General features: G+C 60.7%; 17 protein-coding genes and 1 pseudogene. 3 read left to right on the top strand and 15 right to left on the bottom strand.

Features of this window, described 5'->3' with window-relative positions; all coding sequences use genetic code 11:
- Positions 1 to 40: 40 nt before the first annotated feature.
- On the top strand, positions 41 to 1,486 hold the full coding sequence (gene nagE / locus ACH2A7_RS05900; protein ID WP_394960754.1) for an N-acetylglucosamine-specific PTS transporter subunit IIBC: 1,446 nt from the start codon (positions 41 to 43) through the stop codon (positions 1,484 to 1,486).
- A 330-nt stretch (positions 1,487 to 1,816) separates the two neighbouring features.
- Here the strand turns inward: nagE and ACH2A7_RS05895 are convergent, their stop codons facing one another.
- From ACH2A7_RS05895 to ACH2A7_RS05850, 10 genes are all read right to left on the bottom strand, one after another.
- Positions 1,817 to 2,638 carry a MurR/RpiR family transcriptional regulator gene (locus ACH2A7_RS05895; RefSeq protein ID WP_394960753.1) on the bottom strand — a complete coding sequence of 274 codons (822 nt, stop codon included), beginning with the start codon at positions 2,636 to 2,638 and terminating at the stop codon, positions 1,817 to 1,819.
- 60 nt (positions 2,639 to 2,698) lie between these two features.
- Positions 2,699 to 3,886 carry an ADP-dependent glucokinase/phosphofructokinase gene (locus tag ACH2A7_RS05890; RefSeq protein WP_394960752.1) on the bottom strand — a complete coding sequence of 396 codons (1,188 nt, stop codon included), beginning with the start codon at positions 3,884 to 3,886 and terminating at the stop codon, positions 2,699 to 2,701.
- A 4-nt stretch (positions 3,887 to 3,890) separates the two neighbouring features.
- Positions 3,891 to 4,754, bottom strand: coding sequence for a ketose-bisphosphate aldolase (locus ACH2A7_RS05885; RefSeq protein WP_394960751.1), 864 nt, complete (start codon positions 4,752 to 4,754; stop codon positions 3,891 to 3,893).
- Between the two features lie 18 nt (positions 4,755 to 4,772).
- Positions 4,773 to 5,612, bottom strand: coding sequence for a carbohydrate ABC transporter permease (locus tag ACH2A7_RS05880; RefSeq protein WP_394960750.1), 840 nt, complete (start codon positions 5,610 to 5,612; stop codon positions 4,773 to 4,775).
- Positions 5,609 to 6,529, bottom strand: a complete 921-nt coding sequence (locus ACH2A7_RS05875) for a carbohydrate ABC transporter permease (RefSeq protein WP_394960749.1) — start codon at positions 6,527 to 6,529, stop codon at positions 5,609 to 5,611. The genes ACH2A7_RS05880 and ACH2A7_RS05875 overlap by 4 nt, the downstream gene beginning before the upstream one ends.
- Positions 6,530 to 6,671: 142 nt before the next feature.
- Entirely contained in the window at positions 6,672 to 7,964 is a 1,293-nt protein-coding gene (locus ACH2A7_RS05870; protein WP_394960748.1) for an ABC transporter substrate-binding protein, read from the bottom strand.
- A gap of 356 nt (positions 7,965 to 8,320) precedes the next feature.
- Entirely contained in the window at positions 8,321 to 8,776 is a 456-nt protein-coding gene (locus ACH2A7_RS05865) for an aconitase X swivel domain-containing protein (protein ID WP_394960747.1), read from the bottom strand.
- On the bottom strand, positions 8,773 to 10,053 hold the full coding sequence (locus tag ACH2A7_RS05860; RefSeq protein WP_394960746.1) for an aconitase X: 1,281 nt from the start codon (positions 10,051 to 10,053) through the stop codon (positions 8,773 to 8,775). Before ACH2A7_RS05860 ends, ACH2A7_RS05865 begins: the two co-directional genes overlap by 4 nt.
- Positions 10,054 to 10,066: 13 nt before the next feature.
- Positions 10,067 to 12,124, bottom strand: a complete 2,058-nt coding sequence (locus tag ACH2A7_RS05855) for an FAD-dependent oxidoreductase (RefSeq protein ID WP_394960745.1) — start codon at positions 12,122 to 12,124, stop codon at positions 10,067 to 10,069.
- 160 nt (positions 12,125 to 12,284) lie between these two features.
- Entirely contained in the window at positions 12,285 to 12,737 is a 453-nt protein-coding gene (locus ACH2A7_RS05850) for a MarR family winged helix-turn-helix transcriptional regulator (protein ID WP_394960744.1), read from the bottom strand.
- 282 nt (positions 12,738 to 13,019) lie between these two features.
- On the opposite strand from ACH2A7_RS05850, the gene ACH2A7_RS05845 reads away from it, so the two are divergent.
- Entirely contained in the window at positions 13,020 to 13,529 is a 510-nt protein-coding gene (locus ACH2A7_RS05845) for a hypothetical protein (RefSeq protein ID WP_394960743.1), read from the top strand.
- A gap of 83 nt (positions 13,530 to 13,612) precedes the next feature.
- On the opposite strand, the gene ACH2A7_RS05840 is transcribed toward ACH2A7_RS05845, so the two are convergent.
- From ACH2A7_RS05840 to ACH2A7_RS05820, 5 genes are all read right to left on the bottom strand, one after another.
- The gene (locus ACH2A7_RS05840) at positions 13,613 to 15,430 is read right to left on the bottom strand and encodes an ABC transporter ATP-binding protein (protein WP_394960742.1); all 1,818 of its coding nucleotides are present in this window, start codon (positions 15,428 to 15,430) and stop codon (positions 13,613 to 13,615) included.
- Entirely contained in the window at positions 15,420 to 17,249 is a 1,830-nt protein-coding gene (locus ACH2A7_RS05835; protein WP_394960741.1) for an ABC transporter ATP-binding protein, read from the bottom strand. Before ACH2A7_RS05835 ends, ACH2A7_RS05840 begins: the two co-directional genes overlap by 11 nt.
- A gap of 430 nt (positions 17,250 to 17,679) precedes the next feature.
- On the bottom strand, positions 17,680 to 18,627 hold the full coding sequence (locus ACH2A7_RS05830; protein ID WP_394960740.1) for a helix-turn-helix domain-containing protein: 948 nt from the start codon (positions 18,625 to 18,627) through the stop codon (positions 17,680 to 17,682).
- Between the two features lie 143 nt (positions 18,628 to 18,770).
- Entirely contained in the window at positions 18,771 to 19,490 is a 720-nt protein-coding gene (locus tag ACH2A7_RS05825; RefSeq protein ID WP_394960739.1) for a DUF554 domain-containing protein, read from the bottom strand.
- A gap of 228 nt (positions 19,491 to 19,718) precedes the next feature.
- Positions 19,719 to 23,738 carry a YDG domain-containing protein gene (locus ACH2A7_RS05820; protein WP_394960738.1) on the bottom strand — a complete coding sequence of 1,340 codons (4,020 nt, stop codon included), beginning with the start codon at positions 23,736 to 23,738 and terminating at the stop codon, positions 19,719 to 19,721.
- 774 nt (positions 23,739 to 24,512) lie between these two features.
- Between ACH2A7_RS05820 and ACH2A7_RS05815 the strand changes: the two are divergent.
- Positions 24,513 to 24,757 (top strand): annotated as a pseudogene (locus ACH2A7_RS05815) (suppressor of fused domain protein); the annotation flags it as partial.

Below are 24,757 nucleotides of genomic sequence, written 5' to 3'. Positions count from 1 at the left end.
AACGCCCCGGTTCGACGACAGTGTTAGGAGGATATTACTTATGATGCGTTTTCTGCAACGTCTGGGCAAATCCCTGATGCTGCCTGTGGCCTGCCTGCCGATCGGCGGCGTGCTGATGGGCATCGGTTACTGGATCGACCCCTCCGGATGGGGCGCCAACAGCATGATCGCCATGCTGCTTATCAAGGCCGGCGGTATCCTGATCGACAACATGGCGATCCTGTTCGCCCTGGGCGTGGCCATCGGCATGTCCAAGGACCAGGAGGGCACCTCCGCCCTGGCCGCCATCATCTCCTGGCTGACCGTGCAGACCATGCTCAGCCCCGCTGTGGTGGCCTCCATCATGGGCGTTGACGCTGCCGCGGTGCCCGCCGCGTTCAGCAAGATCAACACCCAGTTCATCGGCATCCTGTGCGGCCTGATCGCCGCCGGCTGCTACAACCGGTTCTACAAGACCAACATGCCGGACTTTTTGGGCTTCTTCGCGGGTCGCCGCTTCGTGCCCATCATGACCGTCATCTTCACCCTGATCGCCTGCATCCCCCTGTACTTCCTGTGGCCCGTCATCTACAGCTTCCTGGTGTGGGTCGGCGAGAGCATCATGGGCCTGGGCGCCATCGGCGCGGGCATCTACGGCTTCCTGAACCGCCTGCTCATCCCCATCGGCATGCACCACGCCCTGAACAGCGTGTTCTGGTTCGACGTGGCCAACATCTACGACATCGGCAAGTTCTGGGGCACCGTGGACGGCGGCGTGCTGGGTGTGACCGGCATGTACCAGGCCGGCTTCTTCCCCGTGATGATGTTCGGCCTGCCCGGCGCGGCCCTGGCGATGTACCACACCGCCAAGACCAACCGCAAGAAGATCACCGCCGGTATCCTGCTGTCTGTGTCTCTGTGCTCCTTCCTCACCGGCGTCACCGAGCCCATGGAGTTCTCCTTCATGTTCCTGGCTCCCGTCCTGTATGTGATCCACGCCATCCTCACCGGCCTGTCGGTGGGCATCGTGGCCGCGCTGCCCATCCGCGCGGGCTTCCAGTTCAGCGCCGGCTTCATCGATTGGGTGCTGAGCTTCAAGGCTCCCTTCGCCCAGAATCCCTGGCTGCTGATCCCCATCGGCCTGGTGTTCTTCGTGCTGTACTATGTGATCTTCCGCGTCGTCATCACCGTGATGGACCTGAAGACCCCCGGCCGTGAGGACGACGACGCCGAGGCCGAGATGAAGATCGAACTGGGCAGCGACAACTACGCCGCCATGGCCAAGGCCATCCTGGAGGGCGTGGGCGGTGCCGAGAACGTGACCAGCGTGGACAACTGCATCACCCGTCTGCGCCTGGAAGTGAAGGACCGCCTGCTGGTGGACGAAAAGAAGATCAATGCCTCCGGCGCCGCCGGTGTTGTCCGTCCGGGCAAGACCAGCGTGCAGGTCATCATCGGGCCCAAGGTCCAGTTCGTCGCCGACGAGTTCAAGAAACTGGTCCGCTGATCCCCCGCATTTTCCCCGCACCTTCCCGCGGCGCCTGGGCCCACAAGGCGCCGCATCCAGCGACAAAGACCAAAAACGGAGGGCCGCCCCTTTGGGGCGGCCCTCCGTTTTTCCTTGTTCGCCGCGGCGGGTGCACCCGCCTTTAATACGTCGTCTCGGATGCGGCTGTCGAAAAAGGCTTCAAGCCCCTAACGCCCTCTTAAGCTTTCTGCCACATTGCACGCTAAGGGTCGCTTTTCAGATTTTGCAAGAACGCATCCAAACATCATAATTACCCACGCCCTGGCTCTCGAATTTGCCGGCCCTCAAGCGAGGATCACTCGCATGGTTTTACATTTTGTACTCCGAGAGGATATTGACCAGCTTCTCGGAGTACAGATCAGTCGCGGGGCTGGTTTTTTCCAGACAGTGCAGCAACAGTTCTATCACGGCCATGAGGTTCAAATGGGAAAGCTCGATGCTCTGCTGGGAAGAGCCGCGCATCACTCCGCACAAAATCAATACATTCGCCAGCCGCGCGGCAGGTGAATACTTGTGCCCGGAAATAACGATTGTATGAAGTTTTTTTTCCTTTGCCAGTTCCAGCCCCCCAACGATTTGTTTGGAGCAGCCGGACAGCGACAACGCAAGGACCAGGTCCTGCGGGCCCGCCAGATTGATATGGTTCAGAAAGTACTCTGGCATGGAATTGTATGTGCAACGTATCCCTAGGCGCTCGAACCGATAGCCTGTGTACATTGCAAGGGGCGAAGTGTTCCCCACCGCAATGACATGGACCATTGCACTTTCCCGAATCCTTTTTGCGCAGGCCAGCAGGGTGTCTATATCTATTTCCTTGCTCAGGGAGAGCGTGTTGGAAATGAATTCCTGCAAAATCTCATCAACTGAGTCGAAATCTTCCAGGCCAAACCGGGGCGCGGCAGTTTGCAGGCGGCCAAGGTCACGGGAAAGGCGAATCCGCATTTCGTTGTATCCCTGAAACCCAATGTGCTTGCAAAAGCGGATCACAGTGGCATCGCTAACACCGCTTGCATTGGCAAGTTCAGACACATTATAATTGACCACATCATCCGGGTTTTCGATAATAAAATCGGCCACCTTTTTTTCCGCCAAAAAAATAACATCATATTTTTGTTTTATGATGGTGATCACATCATCATCGTAGCAATACTGGATAATTCCTCACCTTCTTCTGCAAAGCCTGCGTGCTGTTCATTTGGGCATGATCCGGTACAAAAACCCACCAATAAAAGTATCACCTAAACCAATCGTAATACCTTTCCTTTCATCTGTCAATAAACTTGGGCAACAACAGGTATCTTCCCTGCCCAAAGCCACAATTTTTTCCTCAAACTGGCACCCTGACGGGCAGCGTGGCAATAAAAACCCGTCACGATAATCCTCAAGCGTCCATTGGTCCCCGTGCATAAACCGCAGGCCCGCACAGACGTTGCCGCTCTCAAGCGCACGCCTGTATTCCCGCGCGTTTTGTCCGGTAATCATCGCATAGTGACGTGTGTGCAGTAGTATATGCCCGCTACCTGTGATCTTCCTCAGCCTCTCAAGCGCATTCAGAACAGCGTTTGGATTGAGTATATCGACCTGCTCTCCGATATACCGAGACAGTTCATCTTCATTCAGACTGAACACCGTGGTTTTTCCGAACAGGTGCGAAAGGATCGCTTCTCCCACTTTCTCATTGCGGCAGCAAGCGTCCTCATATAACACGAACGCCGCAGCGGGCAGACTGTTCATTGCGTCGCACAACTCATCAAGGCGTTTGTCCGCTAGCACGCGATCCGAGATCGTGTGGAACCCGGAAACCATCAGCACACTGGTATTCTTAAAGATACTGGAGAGTTCCTGGCTCAGCACCAGTTCCGCACAGCTTTTATCACAACTGAAAATCACGCGATTGCTGCGTTTTGCACAGATATCGATGTCATTGACGCAGACCCTGTCATTTTTACGGTATTGAAATATGATGTGCGGGTACAGCTCATCCCGTTGTCTTCCGCAGAGGATCTTCCACCCTTGAGGAAACTGGTCGCGAACGACCTGATTTTGGGCAGCCAGATGGACCGTTCCTTTGCAGTTCAGGTTGTTCAGTGTAATCGCAGCTCTTACGGAGGTGCCACCCAGTGTGCACCGATATTCAAACCGCCTGGCCAGCCGTTGAAGCACACTCATTCTTTCCACCGTGCACTCACCGCCAGTGCCCGACTCCAGAAACGACAAGAGCGCAACTATCATGGATCGTTCGTCGTTTATGATCCTGGGCATTTGAATGTCTTTTTGATGGATGCCGTGTTCTTTGACGAGAGATTCCATCCTTTTCCCATTCCACACCATCTCATAGTCAATGCAGTTATTAAACCCCAAAACAGTCAAAGGCTCCATAATCTCACCTGTAATAATCAGCTTTCCCCAAAGTGCCCAGCAGCCGAAGTTTAGACTCTACCACCCGGCACATCGTCTCAATGCAAGGCATCTGGATCTTTTTGGGCTCCAAAATCTTATCGTCCTTCAGCACGACTCTCATCTGCTGGTAGTATGCCTGTTTGATATCGCTGGCGATGTTTACTTTGCTGATGCCGATTTTCACCGCCGCCCGTATCTCGTTATCAGGATTGTTCGATCCCCCGTGCAGCACAAGCGGGATGTCCACGACTTCTGCGATCTCACGCAATAGATCCAGCCGCAATTTTGGCTTCTTGTCCTTTGGATAAAGCCCATGTGAGGTCCCAATTGCGACCGCCAGGGCATCGATCCCAGCGTCCTTAACAAACGCCACCGCCTCCTGCGGGCTGGTATATACGATCTCATTCGCACCAGGCTCGTCACAGGCTGCCGCGATACCAATAGTGCCCAACTCACCCTCAACAGAAATCCCCACCGCGTGTGCCGCTTGCGCCACCTTTGTGCATAGTTCCACATTCTGCCAATAAGGCAGCAGAGAACCGTCGATCATAACCGATGTAAACCCCAGCCTGATCGCCAGCATAACCTGATCGAAGGTCGACCCATGGTCCAGATGCAGGCAAGCCGGGATTGGGCTTCTCACCAGCTGTTCCAGAATCCCTTTTACCATATACGGCCCTATGTGATTCAATTCGTTTGGGTGAATCTCGATAATCACGGGGGAGTTTGTTCGCTCACATACTGAGATCACTCCGCCGAACATTGCGAAATTGGCAATGTTGAACGCAGGCACGGCAAAGCCATACTTTTGCGCCGGCGCGAGGATTTCTTTTAAGCTAATCAACATATCGTTGTTCCCTCCACTTTATTCTTTGACCGCGCCTGCCGCCAGACCGCCAATAAAATACTTTTGAAAAGCTAAATACAAAATCAAGACCGGCAGCGATCCAAGAATACTCATCGCCATCATTTCGTTCCACTGGTAGGAATACTCTCCCATCAGCATCTGTATGCCCACTGGTACCGTTCGCATGGACAAAGACTTCGTCAATGTAAGGGCAAACAGGTACTCATTCCACGCTTGCATAAACGTCCGTATCCCCACGGCAACGATCCCCGGCTTCGAAATGGGAAGAATAATCTTCCATAACGTACAAAACGAACTCGCCCCATCGATTTTCACCGCTTCATCCAGTTCTTTCGGAACCGTGTTAAAATAGCTTGTGAGAATGAGAATCGCATAGGGAAGCGTAAAAATCATATAGGTCAGTATCAGCGCCAGATATGTATCATACAACTGCAATGTGACAATCAACCCAAAATAGGGAATCAAGAGGGTAATCTGCGGCAGCCCTTGAACGCCAATGATCACCGTGTTCAAAACGTTTTTCCCCGGAAAATCGTATCGACTGAAACTGTATGCAGCGCACGACGCCAGGACCAGAGTTAATACCGTCACCAAAATCGAGACCAGGTAGCTGTTGATAAAAAATCGAAGCTGTGTGCTGTTTGTTAGGATCGCCGCGTAGGCATCCAGCGAAAATGTTTCGGTAATCAGACGCGGCGGATAATCAAAGATGGATGAATTCTCTTTAAAAGAGCAGGACAGCATCCAAATCACAGGAAAAGCCGAAAAAAACGCCCCGATCGTCAAAATGACATAAATTGCCGTTTGCAACATAATCATTGTTTGTTTTCTCTTCATGTTGACTCCCTCGCTTTTTGGGCCTTTACATACAGGAAGATGAGCAGCAGCGAAATCATCAGAACGATGACCGCACTGGCAGAAGCCCGCGAAAACTCATAGCTGCTAAACGCCAGTTTGTATGTGTAGGTGCTAATCATTTCCGTTGCGTGCACGGGGCCGCCCCCGGTGAGCATCCAAACCAGTGCATATTGCTGCGTTGTCCAGATGCAGTCCAGGATCGTAAGGCTCATCAGGATAGGCTTCAACTGCGGGATCGTGATGAACACAAGTTTTTGGAAAGTCCCAGCGCCGTCCACAGTTGCGGCTTCATACAGCTGGTTGGATATTCCCTGCAACCCTGCCAAAATACTCACCAAGTAGAATGGATATCCGCTCCAGATGTTAACAAACGTCACCACTCCGAGAGCGGTGTCGCGAGAGCCGAGCCAATCGATGTGCCCTTGTACCGTTCCGAGCACATTCAAAAAGTATGTGATAACGCCATTAGGATTCAACAGCAGTCTCCATAAAACCGCAATAATCGACACAGTGAATACCCACGGGATAATGTATATCACTCGGTAAATGGCTTTCGGTATGGCGTGAAGCAGGCTGGAATTCAGCAGCAGGGCAAAAAACATCCCCAGTGTAATATGGGCCACCACGCTCATCCCCACAAAGATCGCTGTGTTCAAAAGGCTTTCATAGAATACTGGATCCGTCAAAATCATCCGATAATTGTTCAACCCATCAAAAACAGGATGCCTGTTCATAATAACGTTATCAAAAAAGGAGTACCCCACAACGGTCACTACCGGCACAAGCATCAGCGCAAAAAACAAAACCATCGTTGGAGCCAGATACAAATATGGTGTTGCCGTGCGTTTGAACTTGAACATCGTCGTCTTTCTGTTCTGCTGTTTCAGTTTTTTCATTGGGTCTCCCCCTTTTTGCGGCTTTTGATTTTATTAAACGGTGGGGAGGCAACGCCTCCCCACCTGCATCGATGTATCGCTCACAAGCGTCCACTTCCGTCATTCGAAACACGCTTGTTTTGTGATGCCAGACCACGTTTGATCATTTAAAGCGTTCCACCCACTCGTTCTGTGCATTTTCGAGCATCTGTTCCACAGACTGCTCGTTCTCCAGCATCAACTGCATCTGTTCATCAAACACACGCATCAGCTCGGTCGCCACAGGCATTCCAATGAATTCATTCTTCAGTCGACCATTTTTGTAGATTTCAAACGCGGAAGCAAACAACTCATCATCATCCACAAATCCTGGTTTGGCGTTTAAATTGCCAGGGAAGGCCTTTGCATTCGTGCACAATTCAGAATTTGCGTCAGGGCTCATCAGAAACTCGATTAGTTTCCAGGCTTCTTCTTTGTGCTCGCTGTTTTCCGAAACGCCGATTCCCCACATACTGAACGGGACTCCGCGCTCGCCGTCAAAGCCGTCCTCTACGGGGATCGACGACACACTGAAGTTGAGCTCCGGGTTGGTGGTCTTGATGGTGTTGATATGTCCCATGGGACTAACAATCATGCCGACCCGACCGCTACAGAATTCTTCCACCTTATCTTGTTCCTTCATGGAGAAAACGCCGGGCGACACACTCCCCGAATCATAGAGTTCCTTAACAAATTCGATCGTTTTCTGAATCCCCTCATTCGTCAGGTCCGGCATCCCGTCTTTGAGCGCACTTTCTCCAGAGGCCCAAGCCCAAGTCATGACGTCATTTTGCACACCGTTGGGTGCTTCGAGGGAGAGCGGAAGCGCCCAGCCGTATGTGTTCGAACTCGCATTTGTCATTGCTTTGGCCGTGGCGATAAATTCAGACCGCGTCCGCGGGACCTCGCTGATGCCTGCCGCCGTAAGCAGATTCGTATTTGTGTAAAGCGCATAAACAAACGTCACCACCGGAATCATGTAGGTGGCGCCATTGATCTGACATTGCGACGCAAGCTGAGAATCATCATATCCCGCCTGCTGCATCAGCTCCGTAAGATTGGCAATCGCCCCCTGCTGTACAAAGTCGTTGACCCATCCGCCGCTCAGGCCAACTACATCGGCCATCGTACCGGTCGCTGCACCAGCCACAAGCTGCTCCTGAATGGATGCATAAGGTGCGCTAATCATCTCCACCTTGATGTTCGGGTTTTGCTCTTCGAATTTATCGATCAGCGTTTGGAGATATCCTTCGGGCAATTCATTGTCCCACCATTGGGCAAACTCGATGGTTACAGGATTCTGGCTGTTCCCCGAAGGGCTGGAGGCGGGAGTACTTCCTTGAGAACCGCCACACGCTGACAACAGCAGTCCCGGAACAAGCAGAAGGGCCGCGATTTTTGTGACCAGTTTTTTCATTTCTTTTCCTCCTTTTTTATCTTTGCTTTCTGCACAGAAAGCAGTTACCCTATCTGAATTATACATGAAAAAATATTACTCCGTCAATTAAAAAATGTAACTTTTTTTCATATACGCATACTTTCTATATTTTCCACCTTTTTTCATTAACATTATAGTGCATATTACACATTTGATCTGGCCTCCCCACTTTTTGGAAAAATTTGTTTTCATTTCACGCTGTACTCGCCAATTTACGACGCGCTTTCCGTTTAGGGCCGATCTGTGCTGAGCACATCGTCCCCCAACAGTCACAGCAAAACGGAGGGCCGCCCCTTTGGGGCGGCCCTCCGTTTTGCCTTGTTCACCGCGGCGGCTCAGCCGTTTGCCTCGTCCACGCAGACCAGGCCGTTCTCCTTCACGGTGACGGTCATGCCGTCTTGCACAAAGTTCAAAAACGCCTCGCCCAGGCAGTCGATGACCGGCATTTGGGCGTTGTCCAGCCAGACGGCGGCCAGCACCGAGCCGGCGGCGGCCAGCGAGTCGATGGGCTCGGAGAACAAAAGGCACGCCGGCTGCCGGCCCATGGAGCAGGCGCAGTAGAGCACCAGCCCGCCGGTGGTGGAGCCGATGGTGCGGGGCAGGCATAGGGCCTTGCCCGCCATGGGCTTGCCGTAGAGGTCGGGGTTGTTCTGGTCGCCGCAGGTGGCGGCCTTGTCGCCGAACTGAAGCGCCTTCTGGAAGGAGGCCAGGGTGTTCAGCCCCCCATGGGAGACAAGGGCGGGTGCGCTCACACAGCCGGGGGCGACCACGCGTCCGTGGAATTCCTTCATTTGCGGCCCTCTCCTTTCGTGATGATCTCCAGAATTTCCGCCTCGGTGTAGTAGCGGGCGGTGGTGTAGGTGCGCAGCTTGTTGGAGCAGGTGATCACCGGCATGGACGCGCACAGGGGGTTGTTCATGTACATCAGCGGGCAGATGCAGGAGAGGACGGCCCCGGTGGCCGCCAGCCGACGGCCGTACTCCGTAGCCTCAAAGGCCGCCTTCACGCCGGGGGCGGTGGTGAACACGGTGGGCACCGCCAGTTTTTTACGGCCGGCGGCTCCCAGCCCCTCTTCCAGCGCCGCCGTCCAGTCCTTCAGCTGCCGCAGGCTCAGATGGGGGCAGCCCACAAAGCACAGCTTCGGCTTGGCGGCGGGGTTTTTCCACACCAGCGGATAGCCCTCCCTCACCCGCCGCAGTTCCGCGTCGTCGATGACGTACTCCTTCGCGCCGGGGGCGATGAGGGCCCTGCCCTGCTCTTTGGCCTCGGGGGTGAGGCCGTCGATGTGGTAGAGGCCCACCGCGCCGTTGGAGGCGGTGGCCGCGCCGAAGTCCTTCAGATAGGCGCAGGCTTCGTCGTCCAGTTCATTGCCCAGCCAGCGGTCCAGCCCCACCACATAGGGCACGTCCTCCATCACCTTCATGCCGATGGCGGAGCCCAGCAGCTGCGCCTCGGGCTTTTGGGCGGTCTCCACCTTCACCACCCAGGTGGCCTTGCGGCCCTCGTCGGTGAGCAGGCCGAAATAGGGCACGAAGCCCGCGATGAAGCCCATCAGGTCCATGATGCCGGAGTTGCGGTTGCACCGGGCCCCCAGCACCGAGTTTGCGTAGACCACCGCCGAGGACTCGGCCCAGCTGAGCACCTGCCCCTTTTCGGGGCGGTTGCCCTGTTCGTCCAGATAGCAGGCGCAGCTGAAGGCGTCCTCGTCCTTCAGGCCCAGGGCCTTCAGCTGGCCCTCGTAGAAGTCCTGCCGGCTGTACATGAACTTCTTGAAGACCAGATTCTGCAAAAAGTTCGCGGGCACCTTGGGGTCCAGGGGCCGGGGGTCCGCCGAGAACTTCTGGCCGGACACCGCCCCCGCCGCGATCAGCTGGTCCATCAGGTCGTAGACCGGGCCCAGGGCCTTGAGGCCGAAGGAGGTGACCAGATGGTTGTAGCGGCTGGTGACGGGCACCAGCTTTTCCGCGCCGAAAATTTCGCCGTACATGACCAGGGTCTTCATCACCTTGGCCATGGCCGCGCCCTTTGCCCCGTTCAGCAGGGCCTGCTGTTCCTGTGTCAGTTTCATTTTTCCGCCTCCCTCACAGCTTCATGGCCACATCCCAGGCCCGCCAGATCACGGTGCGCAGGTTGCCCACCCTGGCGGCGTCGCCCACCAGGTGCACATGCCGGCCCCCGGCCGCCAGCGGCGCCGGGCGGTAGCCCACCGACAGGATGACGGAATCCGCCCCGATGTCCTGCTTTTGGCCGTCTTTTCCGGTGATGGTCACGCCGTTTTCCCGAATTTCGGCCACGGCGCTCTCCAGATGCACCGGCACCTTGTTGGTACGGAAGAAGTCCCTCAGATAGCTGGCGTTGGCAAGGCACACCCCGGCCACGGCGATCAGGTCGTTCTTCTGCTCCACGATCACCGGCTCCTTGCCCTGGAGATAGAGATCATAGGCGATCTCGCAGCCGGTGAGGCCGCCGCCCACGATCACCACCTTCTGCCCCACGGCCCTGCGGCCCAGCAGGTAGTCCACCGCCTCCACCGCCTTGTCCGCGCCGGGCACCGGCAGCTTCACCGGCACCGCGCCGGTGGCCACCACCACCTCGTCGGCGTTCAGGGCGGCGATATCCTTCACTTCGGTGTTGAGCCGGACGGTGAGGCCGGGGCAGTTGGCCACCTCCCGGGCGTACCAGGCCAGCAGCTGCCGGTCCTTCTCCTTGAAGGAGGGGGCGGCGGCGGCATTGAACACGCCGCCCAGCTTCCCGCTCTTTTCATAGAGGGTAACGCTGTGGCCCCGCTTTGCGCAGACCAGGGCGGCCTCCATGCCGCCGATGCCGCCGCCGATCACCGCGACGGCTTTGGGGCGGGCGGCGGGCTCGATGCGGTATTTGCGGGACTGCATGGTGCGGGGGTCCAACGCGCAGCGGGCCATGCCCCGGGTGTCCGGCAGGGTCTGGGCGTTGGCGTGGCCCTTGAAGTGGGAGAGGTTGAAGCACCCGTTGTGGCAGCAGATGCAGGGGCGCATTTCCTCCAGCCGGTCTTCCAGGAGTTTGGTGACCCATTCCCCGTCCGCCAGGAACTGCCGGGCCACGCCCATGGCGTCGATGCGGCCCTCCTGGATGGCCCGGGCAGCCGTGTCCGGCTCCATGCGGCCGGCGCACACCACCGGGATGTCCACCACCTTTCGGATGGCGGCCACGTCCTCCAGGTTGCAGTTCAGCGGCATGTACATGGGCGGGTGGGACCAGTACCAGGAGTCGTAGGTGCCGTTGTCGGCGTCCAGCATATCGTAGCCCGCGTCCTGCAGATAGCGGGCGGCCCGCAGGCTCTCCTCCCTGTCCCGGCCGATCTCGGCGTACTCCTCGCCGGGCAGCGCGCCGTAGCAGAAATCCTTCACCTTGGAGATGGCGCTGTAGCGCAGGGAGACGGGATAGTCCGCCCCGCAGGCCGCCTTGATGGCCTTGAGGATGTCCACCGCGAAGCGGTAGCGGTTTTCAAAGCTGCCGCCGTAGCCGTCGGTGCGGTGGTTGGTGTACTTCAGGGCGAACTGGTCCAGCAGGTAGCCCTCGTGCACCGCATGCACCTCCACGCCGTCCACCCCGGCCTCCTTGCAGAGGACCGCCGTTTTGGCAAAGGCCGCCACGATCTCCTGGATCTGGGCCACGGTCATCTGGGGGCAGGTGACGCCCTCCGCCCAGCGGGAGGGCAGCGGGCTGGGGCTGGCCAGCTGGTAGTCGGTGTCCAGGATGGGCTTGGCCAGCACCTTCAGCACCGGGTTCTTGTGGATGGGCAGCACCTCGTCGGAGATGCCCCAGGCACGGCCCATGCCGGCGGTGAGCTGCACGAACAGCTTCGCGCCGGTGGCGTGGAGCTCCTCCATGTAGTCTTTCAGCTGGCGGAACATCTTCTTGTTCTGGTAGAGCCAGCGCCCGCCCAGGGTGTCCCGGATGGGGGCGATGCCGGGGATGATGAGGCCCACGTTGTTTTTCGCCCGCTCCAGAAAGAAGTTGGCCGCCTCCTTGTCAAAGTGGTTGGGCTCCATCCAGCCGAAGAGGGAGGTGCCCCCCATGGGGCACAGCACGATGCGGTTTTTTATTTCCACATTGCCGATCTTCCAGGGGGTGAACAGGGCCTCATAGCATTCGTTCATTTCGCTTCCTCCTTTTTATCCCGCCGGCGAACAGGTGAAACCGGCCCTTTCCCCCGGGCGCCTCCGGCGCGTGGCCCCGCGCCGGCGCGAAAAAGGCGCCTTGGGCCTTTTTCATGCTACCCGGTTCCACCCTCACAGCGGGTTTTCTCCTTGGAACCGTTTATTCGGGGATGCCCTCCTCGGCGAGCACCCGGAGGTTCCGGATGATGGAATCCAGCGCGCCGTAAAAAACCTGCCGCGTCTCGTCGGTCAGATCCCGGCCGGCCAGTTCCACCGCGCGGCTGGCCCGCCGGCACACCTGCTCCGCCGCCTGCCTCCCCTCCTGCGTCAGGCGGATCACCCCGCCGTAGCCGCTCTTGTGCTTGCCCTCCTTGTACACCAGGCCCTTTTCCTCCAGGATGGCCAGCATCCGGGACGCGTCGGACTTATCCTTCATGCACAGCTCGCACAACTCGGGGACCGTGATCCCCTGCGGGCTGCGGTAGATGGCGGTGAGATAGGTGGCGTGCGCGCCTTTCAGGCCATAGGCCTTCATCTCCTCGCCGGCCAGCCTGTGCCAGCAGCGCGAGATCTCGGCGATCGCCGCGCTGAACCGCTCGAACCGCTCCACCATAGGACAGCCCCTCCCGATTTTAATAAATTGTAAATTCAACTTTTACAGTATAGCGGCAAAAAGTTGAGTTGTCAACTTTACTTTTGGCAGCTTTTCCCTCCCCGCCGGCGGGGCTCCGGGCCCCGAAAAGCGCCTGTACGGGGCGGCGCGGCCCTTTTCGGCCCACAGCACGGTTATCCATCTGCCCGAAGCAGACGATATATAAAACAGATACCGCATCGCCGCCCGCCGCGCCGGCGGCGATGCCCGACCGGCAAAACGCGCGGGAAAGGAGCATTCATCATGTCATTGACTGTCACAAACGGCGGGCGGGTCGTCAGCGCCGCAAAGCGCAGCAAACAGGCCATGGCCGCGAAGGCGCCGCCGCAGAAGGGCCCGGCGGCGCGGGTCACAGACCGGCTGGAGTGGTCCTCCGGCCCGGTCCTCGACCCGGAGAAGAAAGCCCTGCTGGAATTGCTGCGGCCCAAACAGAAAGAGGAAAAATCCTCCATCCAGTCGATGAGCGAGTTTTTGTCCGAACAGGCGCGGGTGCGGCGGCTGTGCGCCCGGATCGCCGCCCGCATCCGGGCGGGAGACCGGGTGCCGATGAAGGACCGCCGCTATCTGAAGGCCCGTGACCCGCTGCAATACGCGATGGCGACCCTGATGCAAAAGCCGAACGACGACCCCAAGCGCCGGGGAACGCTGCTGAAAGCCGGGGACACGCCGCATCCGGAGACGTCCGCCCCGGCGGCCCCCGCCGAGGCGCCGGCCGCGCCGGCGTGCGCCGGGAGCGTGTCGGCGCACGCCTGACCGGAGCGCGAAGAGAGAGAAAAGCCGCAGGTTTCCCTGCGGCTTTTTGTTGTTTCCGGACATGGGCGCCGCCCGGCCTGCGATCACATCCGCTGCATCCGCTCCTGTTCAAACTGCCTGCGGTACAGGTCGCGGTAATACCCCTTTTTGCGGATCAATTCGTCGTGGGTGCCCTGTTCCACGATCGCGCCGTCCCGCACCACCAGGATGAGGTCGGCGCGGCGGATGGTGGACAGGCGGTGGGCGATCAGGAAGGAGGTGCGCCCCTTGAGAAGCACCTCCGTCGCGTCCTGGATGAGGCGCTCCGTCCGGGTGTCGATGGAACTGGTGGCCTCGTCCAGCACAAAGATGCGGGGGTCGGCCAGCACCGCGCGGGCAAAGGAGATCAGCTGCTTTTCGCCGGTGGAGAGGCGGTCGCCCCCCTCGCCCACATCGCTCTGGTAACCCTTTTCCAGCTTCATGGCCACCTGATCCGCCGAGACGGCCCTGGCCGCCGCCATGACCTCTTCGTCGGTGGCGTCCAGACGGCCGTAGCGGATGTTCTCCATCACCGTGCCGGAGAACAGGTGCGGGCTTTGCAGCACATAGCCGATGCTGCTGTGCAGCCACAGCTGGCTGCGCTCGCGGTAATCCCTGCCGTCGATGAGCACCTGGCCGGAGGTGGGTTCAAAGAAGCGGCAGGCCAGGTTGACCAGCGTGCTCTTGCCCGCCCCCGTCTCGCCCACGATGGCGATGGTGGACCCGGCGGGGATCTTCAGGTTGAAGTGGGAAAGGACGTCCTCGCCGCCGTCGGGGTAGCGAAAGGAGACGTCCCGGAACTCGATGTCCCCGCGGATGGGCTCCCAGTTCTCCCGCCGGGGCAGGAAGACCGTGCCGTATTTCTCGATCACCGCGGGCGTGTCGGTGATGAGCGGCTGCTGCTCCAGCAGGCCCATCACCCGCTCGATGTTGGCCTGCAGCGAGAGGAGATCGGCGATGTTGCGGGCGATCTGCTGGATGGGTTCGAAGATGCCCACCGCGTAGGATGTGAACGCCGACAGCGTCCCGATCAGCAGCAGATGTTCCAGGGCCAGCGCGCCGCCCCGGGCGAGGACGATGGCCGTTGTCAGCGAGCTGAAAAACATCACCAGCGGGATGTAGACGGCCGAGAGCCGCGCCGCCCGCACCGACGACAGGCGCATATCCTGGGTGACCGCCTGAAAGTCGCGGTCGTTCTGCGCCTCGATGACCAGCGTTTTGGAGGTGCGCGCCCCCATGATGCCCTCGTTGTAGGCGCTTGTGATGCGGGAGTTCATCTTGCGCACCCGGCGGTTCCAGCGCAGGATCCTGTCCTGGAACCACACCGTCAGCAGGGACATCACCGGCACGATGAGCACCACCGCCGCCGCGAGCCCCGGGTGCAGGAGGAACATGATCACGAACACCCCCAGAACGTAGAAGACGGCCCACAGGATGTCGAAGGCGTTCCACGCCACCATGCTGGCGATGCGATTGGTGTCGCTCATGATGCGGGAGAGCAGATAGCCCACCGGCGTGACATTGTAGTACGACAGCGAGAGGGTCTGCAGATGCACGAAACACGCGCGCTTCATGTCGCGGCCCAGCTGCATCTCAATGCGCATCGAGCGGCGGGTGAACAGGATGACCGCCAGCGCCTGCAGGCCGATGACGCAGCCGTAGAAGAGGGCGAAGCCCGGCAGGCCGGATACGTCCCCCGTCTCGATGAACTCGTCGATGGCGTACCGCTGGAACAGGGGCAGGGCGATGTCGATGGCCGCGCACACCACGTTCAGCGCGATCACCGCGGCCACCAGGCCGCGGTAGGGCCGCAGAAACGGCAGCAGTTTTTTCCACGAGCGGATGTCAAAGGACTTTGTATAGTCCTGCTCGTCATACCCCATGGCTTTCCCCTCCTTCCGGGGCGAACAGCAGATCCCGGTCCTCCCCGGTCATCTGCAGGTCGTAAATTTCGCGGTAAAGGCCGTGCCGCTCCATCAGCTGCTCATGGCTGCCGATCTCCGCCACCCGCCCCTCCTGCAGCACAAGGATCAGGTCGGCCTGCATGAGCGTGGTGATGCGGTGGGAGATGAGGATCACCGTGGCGGTGCCCTTGGCCCGGTGCAGCGACGCCCGGATGGCCGCGTCGGTCTCGGCGTCCACGGCGGAGAGGGAGTCGTCAAAGATCAGGACGGGCGCGTCCCCCATCAGGGTGCGGGCGATGGCCACCCGCTGCTTCTGCCCGCCCGAGAGGGTCACGCCCCGCTCGCCCACGATGGTGTCGTACCCCTGGGCAAAGGAGAGGATGGCGTCGTCCACATGGGCCGTGCCCGCGTGGCGGCACACCTCCTCCATGGTCGCGCCGGGGCGCACGGCGGCAATGTTCTCCCGGATGCTGCGGGAGAACAGGAACGGCTCCTGCAGCACGATGCCGATGTTCCGCCGCAGGTACGGGCGGCTGATCCGGGCGATGTCCACGCCGCCGATGGTGATGCGCCCGCCCTCCGGCGGGAGATCGTAGAGGCGGTCCAGCAGGTGCATCATGGTGGATTTGCCGCTGCCCGTCGCCCCCAGCACCGCGAAGGTCTTGCCGGCGGGGATGGTGAAACTCACGTCCCGCAGCACCGGCTGCCCGCCGTAGGCAAACGAAACATGGTGGAAAACGATGTCCCGGTCCATGGGCGGCGTCAGGGCGTTTTCCGGCTCCCGCTCCGGCTCAGCGTCAAGGATATAGGCCAGGCGCTCGATGGAAACCCCCGCCTTGCTCATCTCCGAGAGGATCCGGCCCAGGCTGCGCACCGGCCACACGAGCGACTGGTTGTAGGACACGAAGGCCAGAAATTCGCCCAGGGTGATCGCCCCGTCCACCGCCTGCAGCACGCCCACCGAGATGACCGTGAGGATCTGCAGGCCGGTGATGAGATCGCCCACGCCCCAGTAGGCGCTCAGCAGCCGCCCGAGGCGGATCCACAGCGACGCGAACCGCTCGTTCTTTTTGTCAAAGCGCTCCACCTCGAACGCTTCCCGGCCGAAGGCCCGCACCACCCGCACGCCGGCAAGGCTTTCCTGCACCAGCGCGGAGAGCTCGCCCTCCGCCTCGTCCGCCGTGAGAAACCGCCGGGCGATGCGGGAGTAGAAAAAGGCCGAATACAGCAGGATCACCGGCAAAAAGCCGGCGGCGATCAGGGTCATCCCGCCGTTCATCGACAGCATCACCGCCAGCGAAAAGGCCACCAGCAGGGCGATGCGGAACACCTCCAGCAGCTGATTGGTCACAAAGTTGCGCACCACCTCCACGTCCGAGGTGCAGCGCTGGATGATCTCCCCGGTGCTGTGGCGCACATGCCACGCATAGGGCAGCCGCTGGATGTGCCGGAACAGCTCGTCCCGCAGCGACTTGACAAAGTTCTCGGAGCCGTTTGCCGTGCCCATGCGGCTGCCGTAGGTGCACAGGCCCGAGAGCACCGCCACCACGAGCACGATGCCCGCCGCCGCCAGCAGCTGCGTCATGGGGTCGGCCGCGAGGAGCGGCCCCGGCGCCAGCGCCTGCACCGCGGCGGGGAAGGGTTCCCCGCCCAGGATGGAGTCCACCGCCACCCGCACCACCTGCGGCGTGAGCAGGCCGAGCGCGGTGTGCCCCACCGAAAACGCCAGCGTGAGCGCAAAGATCCAGAGATACGGCCGCAAAAAACGCCAGATCAGCGCCCGTTTCGATCGCTTCAAACGATTCCCCTCCTTTTACAAACAAAAAAGCCTCCGGCGCAAAGCCGGAAGCGTGGAATGCATCGCACGAACGTCTGCCCGTCACAACAGGCAGAGAGGGGGTGCGGACAGTTCTTCCCGTCGGCTCAGCGAAGCCGTGTGATTGGTGAACCCCTTGTTGGTCATTCTGCCCGCCTCCTTTCAGCTGTGCGTCATATTTGTGTAGTATCCAGCAAAAGTCAATATACCCTGTTCGGTCTGTCTTGTCAAGAGGAACGCCGGCACCCGGGGCGTGCGGCGCCGGATTTCGTCGCTTCGCCGAATTTTCGCCGGGGTTTTATCGCAAAGTAACCACTTGTTCCGGGCATCCGCTCCCGTTGCCGCCCCGCGGCGCTCTGCGTCGCTTTTCTTCGTCACGGGCGAATGCTCTCCCGTTCACCGCACAGCGGCATCAGTCCGCGGAAGCTCCGTAACCGCTTTTGTAGCCCGACGACCAGTGCACCGCGTACCCCTTGAACGCGGCGGTGCCAAATTCATATTGTGCGGGAAAGCGCCCGGCGGAACGATTTGAATTCATCGATTTTCCGGCCTGCGCGTCCGCCGCGCCCGCGGCAAAGCCCGCTGTATAGCCCTCTTCCGCGCCCATCCCGTATTGGATGTGACGGACGGCCAGGAATGTGCTGCCCAAAACGAGAAGGCACACGAACACGCGCGAGGCCGCGCTTACCGCTCTGCGCCATCCCCGCCGGGGCCCGGGCCGCCCACCCGCGGCCTTGCGTTCCACGAGCCATCCCACAGCGGCGATCGTGTACACGGTCGCCAGGTAAAACACCCACCCGTTGTTGTATCCGACGGGGGAGCGCTGCATGGCCGACACTCCCGCAACATTGGCCACGGCTATGGCCGCGACCGTGCCGAGAAACAGGCAGACGCCGGTGATTTTCCTGTCCAGAAGGACCGCCGCCGCCGTGAGGGCGCAGGTGACCGGCAGAACATGCCAGGCCTGCATCCAATGCCACACACAGTTTTTGACGCCCGCCATGTAAAAGAGGAACTGGCACACGGCATACACCGCCGCGTAGGCCGCCGCGGTGACGGCAAGCTCTTTCCCCTTCTGGAACACCCTCTTTCTCATTTCCCCGCGGGTCCGTTCCTCTTCCAGTTTTCTGCGCGCGTATTCTTCCAGCGCCGGCATCTCGCGCTGTTTTGCGTCCACCAATTCCTCCAGCGGGACCCCAAACATTCCCGAAAGCTTCAGAAGGTTGTCCGTGCTGGGAACGCTCCGGCCGCTTTCCCACTTGGCCACCGCCTGCCTGCTTACGGCAAGGGCAGACGCAACGACCTCCTGCGTCAGGCCCCTTTCCTTTCGCAGCTCCTTGATCTTTTCTCCGATGGTCATCGCACCCGCCCCCTTTTCCTGACTCCATTATAAAAAAGGGGGATGTTTTTGTCCATCAACTATCCCGTAAACGATCGGTTGCGCCGGGGTGTGTGCCAAGCCGGCGATGCAAAAGTCCCCGGGCCGGAGGCCGCCTTTGCGGGTCACACGCCCGCAAAGGCGCAGAGCACCGCGATGACAATGGACGGCAGCATATTCGCGACTTTCAGTTTTCTCTCCCACAGCAGATTGACGCCCACACAGAAGATCAGGATCGACCCGGTCAAGGACAGGTTGGAGAGCGCGGCCTCGGTCATCACCGGCTGAACGGCCCTGGCGAGCAGGGTGACCGTCCCCTGCAGAACACCCACGGGGATGGCCGCGAACACGCACCCCTTGCCCAGGGACGCGCTCATGACACAGATGATCACCATGTCCAGCACCGCCTTGAGCGCCAGGGTGGAATAGTCGCCGGAGATGCCGTCCTGAATGGCGCCGACAACGGCCATGGCGCCGATGCTCACGGTCAGGGAGGCGGTCACGAATCCGTCCATAAAGCGTTTTTCGCCGGCGTTTCCCGTCTTTTCCTTCAGCCACTTGCCGAACTGCTCGATCCGATGTTCCAGATCGATCCACTCGCCCAGCAGGGAGCCGACGGCATAGCTGATCACCATCATCATCGTCCCGCCGCTCTTCAGGCCGCCGGAGGTCACCGTCATCATCTCCTGCACCGCGCCGCTGATCCCCACGAAGATCACACAGACACCGATGGCCTGCATCAGCGTTTCCTGGTATCTGGCGCTGATCGCCCGGCTGAAAGCCAGGCCGATCAGGCCGCCCGCAACGATGGCCGCCACATTGATAATAGTCCCCAATCCGATCATACCTGTATCCTTTCCGCGGCAAAACACAAGGTCGTCCGCCGATCACTCACGGATACGAGTATACGCTTTTCCCGAAAAAATGACAAAAAAAGGCCCGGTCTTGTGCGACCGGGCCTTGGTGGTATGGGTGCCGGGAAAAGCGATCAGCGAAACCGGCGGCAGGGCCTGCCGGCATCCGCCGAAGCCCCCCGGCGCCTGCGCCGGCGGGGCCTTATGGAAGGGACGGGCTTACTCCTCGTACCGATTCCGGAAAAAGCGCCACAGCCCAAAGATCACCGACGGCACCACCAGGAGCACCCCGCCCAGGATGGGCAGCACCGGCAAAGAACCGCTTTGCCGGGATGTGTCGTCCTGCTGGGGCTGCTCGGGCTGCTGGACCGCCGGCTGGCTGGGCAGCCGGGTCTCGTCATAGCCGATGACGTACCTGGAAAAATGCGGGGTAACGAAAGTCACCTCGCCGGCGGCCTCGTCATAGCTGGTCTGGCAGGCGGTGGTGCCGCCCTCCTCGTCCAGGTACCACACCACGACCCCCTCCGCCTGCTGGCCCTGGGCCAGGGTGTGCGGAATGGTGATGGTGGCATTGCCCTGCCGGAAGTCGGAGATCACGGCACCATTGCACTGAAGGGTCAGTTCCACCACGGGGAACGCGCCGGCCGCGGCCGTCTGGGCCTCGTTCAGCGCGGCGGCTTCGACGGGGCTGACCACCAGCACCAGATCGCCCTCGGCCTGCTGGGCAACGGCCCCGAGGGCCTGGCTGTCAAAGGCGACCCGGGCCACCGGAGAGGCGATGGTCAGGGTGGCTTTCTCCTGCTGGGCCAGCGTGTCCAGGGCGGCCCCGGGCAGGGTCACCTGCAGGGCCCGGGCCCCCTGGGCGGCGGTGACTTCCAGTTCCACGGCGGGGGCCGCCTGGCCTTTCTTGGCACGCTCTGCCGCCTGGTCAACGATCCGGGCAAACTGCTCCTGGCCCAGGGCCACCACGGCGGTGCCATCCTTCAGGGACGCCTCCACCTGGGTGGGGCCTGCGGGAGCGGGAGCCGGCGTGGCGGTGGGCTTGGGGGTGGCGGCCGGCCGGGCCGTGGCCGCGGGCCTGGGGGTGGCCGTGGGCGCGGGGGGCACAGGGGTGGGCGCGGGCGTTGCCGCGGGGGCATCGCCGGAGCCGGGCCGCGCGGAGACGGTCAGGGTGCCGGCGGCATTCTTGGTCAGCTGGTAGTTGCCCGCGCCGGCAAAGGTGGTGCTGTCCGCGTTGCTCCAGGTGATCGTGTAGGTGCCGGCGGTCTTCATGGCGTCCGCCAGGGCGATGCCGGTGCCGTCCGCTTTGGCGACGGTAAAGACGGGAGCCGCCGAGGGCGTCACGCTCTCACCGGCCACCAGGCCGGTGTAGGCCAGGGCCAGGGCGGGGGCGCTGTCCCCCGCATAAGCGGACAGACGGGGCGCCGCCACGGTCAGGGGTGCCTTGGCGATGGTGAACTCCAGCGCGATGCGGCCCACATACCGGGGATCGTTGTCCGGGATGGCAAAGATCACGGTGTAGGTCCCGGCGTTGACGGGCGCCCGGCCGTCGGGGGTGCTGTAGGTGACGGTGAATGCGCCGTCATAACCCGCGGCGGCGGGCTTTCCGGTGTAGCCCGCCTGGGCCGCGCCGTTGTAGCTGCCGTTCTGCGCGGTGACTCCGGCGATGGCAAGCGCCTGCTTATCCGAGCCAGTAAGGGTCACGGTGAGATTGTAGTCGTTGTAGTTGACGCCTCCGCTCACCGGCACGGTGACGGTGTAGGTCCGATCCTTCACGATGCCGCTGCCGCCCTCATAAAACAGGGTGTTGCCGGCGATCCTCAGCCCCGTGACAGCTTCGCTGCCCGCGGCGCTGGCCGGCACACCGAACGAGGCCCCGGTCGGCGGCTGGGGCAGTTCCACCTGCCCGGAGGCGTTGGCCCGCACCTGGCCGGAAAGAGCGATCACGCCGGTATAGGCCGCTTTGCCGATGCTCTGGCCGCTCAGCGTGTAGCTGGCGGTCTTTGCGCCGCCGGCAAAGACGTAGCTGCCGCCCGTCAGCGTCACCGTGACGGTGGCGGTCTTGCCCGTGCCCGCATTGGCGCTGTCAAAAACGGCGGTGGCGGTGTAGTCGGTGCCCAGGTTCAGCTGCTCGCCCTCCAGCAGGCCGCCGAAGTCCACACTGGTCACGGTGGCGGCGGCGCTGCCGTCGTAGGTCTTGGGCGCCAGCGCGGCGCCGGTGACGCGGATGGTATAGTCCCGCTCAAAGTTGGCGGTGAGGGTGACGTCGTTCGCCGGCATGGCAAAGCTGATCTCGGGTTTCGTGGCGTCGGCAAGGGTGAGCCCCTGCGCCGTCCAGCTTTGGAAGATATAGCCCTCTTTGGTGCCGGCGGTCACCGTGACCGGGTCGTTTTCGGCGTAGGTACCGCCGCCGCTTGCGCCGCTGCCGCCCTGGACGGTGACGGTGTACTGCTGTGCCGGGTCGGGCACCCCGCTCACCTGGACGGCGTAGGTGACCGGATAGCCGAAGGCCGTGGCCACAAAGAGATACTCCCCGTTCTCCAGCGGGTCAGTGGGCTGGATGCGGTTGCCGTCGTTGGGCGAGCGGCCCACGCTCCAGCTGAGCGGCCCGACAGTTTCCGACGGCACCTTGCCGTTTGTTCCGGTGGGCATGTAGTACTCAATGGTGGGCGCGGGGATACTGCCCGCGCACTGGTCGATCAGGTTCTGCACCGTATCCCCCGCGCTGGCCTGGTAGGAACCCGAACCGGAGACGGTGGGCTGCATCACCTGATAGACAAACAGCAAATGAGGTGAAGCGGCGCTCAGCGAGGCATAGGCATTGGAGGTGTACTCCGGCGCGTTTCCTCCGATGGGGCTGGAGAGGGGATCGCCGCCCATCATATACTTCCCTCTGGCGATTTTCAGATTGGTGCCCAGGTTCAGCGTGCCGTCGTTCTGGATGCACGCCCCTGAGTCTGTGGTGGTGATCGAGGTGAAGGAACCGGAGTTGACGATGGAGGCCTGGGAGTCCGCTTCGATGGTGAACAGGGGCGAAACATCGCCCGAGACCGCCACAGCGTTCAAACTGGGGGTGCCGGACGCTTTCTGCCCGTTCAGATCCAGCGTGACGCCGTCCGGGATGGTGAGCGCACCGGTGATGGTGGCCGTCTGCCACAGTTTGACGGTGCTGCCGGAGCCGGCGTTGCGGAGCGCCTCCTCCAGGGTGTCATATTTCGTGGAAGTCCCGCCCTGGATCAGCTCAAACCCGGTGGTGACCACCCGATCCGAGGCCGTCCGGGACAGGGTGGGATAGGTCAGCGAATACTGCGATGCCGGCGACTTCGCGGCGCTGGCGTCGTGGTTCTGCCCGAACTTCTCCTTCGTGCTCAGGGAGGTCTCGGTCTCCGTCTCGCTGCCCACCAGGAAATAGTGGAAACGGGCCTGACCCGCGGTAAGCTTCGGGTCATCCCAGGTGGGGTCGATGGCGTACCACGCATTGTCCAGCTGCACATAGTTCCAGGCGTGCTGCTCGCCGTTGGGCCAGTTGTTCTGGTTGTAGGCCCAGCCCTCAATGTAGGCGTTGGGGATGCCCGCCGCGTCCAGCAGTACCTTGAAGGCGGTGGCGTAGCCGTAGCACACCGGGGCGGTGTTCGGGTCGTTGTTGCTCAAAATGCCGCTGGCGGCGCACCGGGAGTAGTTGCTGGCCCCTATGCCCAGGGGATTGTACACGTTGTGCTGGGCCATCCAGTTGTTCAGGTAGCGCAGCTGGGCCACCACGTCCCCGCCGGAAGGCATCCCCGCGATAATCTCCTGTACCTTCGCATCAAAGCTTTGGCGCACCCCGGGCAGGGTGGCCGCGTCAAAGCCCTCGAAGAAGAAGGATTCGCCCGTCACCGCGGTGCACAGACTGTACACGTTGTCGTCGGACGCGGTCCATGCCAGCTTGGAGGAGTCCACCCAGAAACACTCCGGGTGATCCCGGAAAAAGGCGAAGATGGCGGCGCCGTCGGGCGACCCCTGGGTGGGGGTGAAGGAGACGGCGGAGGGGTCGGTGCTGTTTTTCGCCAGCTCCTCCACCTGCCGGGAAATGGCGTCATACGCCTCTTTGTTGGTGTCGGAAAGCTGGCTGTAGAGCGATCCGTCGGCATCCGGCGTTCCGCCGGCCGCCTGCACGGATGGGAAGGCCATCAGGCCGCACAGCATGCCCCAGACCAGCAGCAGGCTGAGGATGCGTTTAAAGGGGGAAATGTGAGACATGGGAGTTCCTTTCTCGCACAGCGATGTCATGATAGAAAAAGGGATGGGACCGGCGGCGGGGCGACTCGCCGGCAGGTGTTTTTGGCAGGCCCCGCCGGACGGCGGGGCCTGCCGCCGGGCAGATGCCCGTTCCCGCAGGAAAAAAGCTATTCCCTTCAAAAGAAAAGCGAACGAGCGCACGGCAATATTTCATCCTGCGGCAAAAATTTTCTGCCCGGGCGCAAAATACGTCGCAAAAACGCAGGCCGCACAAAACGGCCCGGCACAGGAGGCGGCCTCATCGGCTAAAACGGAACGGCCGCGCCAAATCCGACAGGGATCGTTTATCTTTTTATGGGCAGAAGTATCCCACAAGGAACGGCGCATTGGCAACCCTGCCGAAATATGGCGTATGTCCTGCCACCCCGCGCCGCGGAGCGGTCTGAGCCCGTTCGAGTCCGGCTCCCCGTCCCATTCGTAAAACAAATATGAATATCCCGGTCTTTCACACAAAAACACGCCAAACACGCTCTTATCTATGGTATAATTTACTTCGAATCCAGCCCCCGGTCCGCAAAAGAACATGAACCTGTCGGAGCAGAACCATGCGCACAAAAACCGGAGTTTCCCCATCCGCTGCTTTGCAATATGAAAAAAGATGCCCGCTGCAGAAGAGACCCCATCGGCAAGAGGATGTGGTTCTTTCGGCGCGGCCTTTTCGCGCCTTGCGTCGGCCTGCCTGCATGACAGTGCATCGCAGGGCGCTTTTTCCCATTCGAAAAGGAGGCTGATACGATGACAAAGGAAGAATTCCTAATGCGCATCAAAGAGGATGAAACCTATTCGCCTGGCTGGCAGGCCATCGATGACGCTTTTGAAACGCTGTATCCGGGGCAGGATCCCGATCATTTCGGAACGCTGCTGACATCCAGGGCGGCCCTTGGCGGCGATGAATATCTGGACGGCTTTTCCGTATACAGTTCTCCGAAAGGCTATAAGCACCTGGTCACCTACGGGATGACCGTGCTTTATGGAGATGA

The organism is Candidatus Allofournierella merdavium, from assembly GCF_944382735.1.
GTDB classification, from domain to species: domain Bacteria; phylum Bacillota; class Clostridia; order Oscillospirales; family Ruminococcaceae; genus Allofournierella_A; species Allofournierella_A merdavium.
Note: the sequence above shows the minus strand (reverse complement) of the source record. Positions and strands in the feature narration are given on the sequence as shown.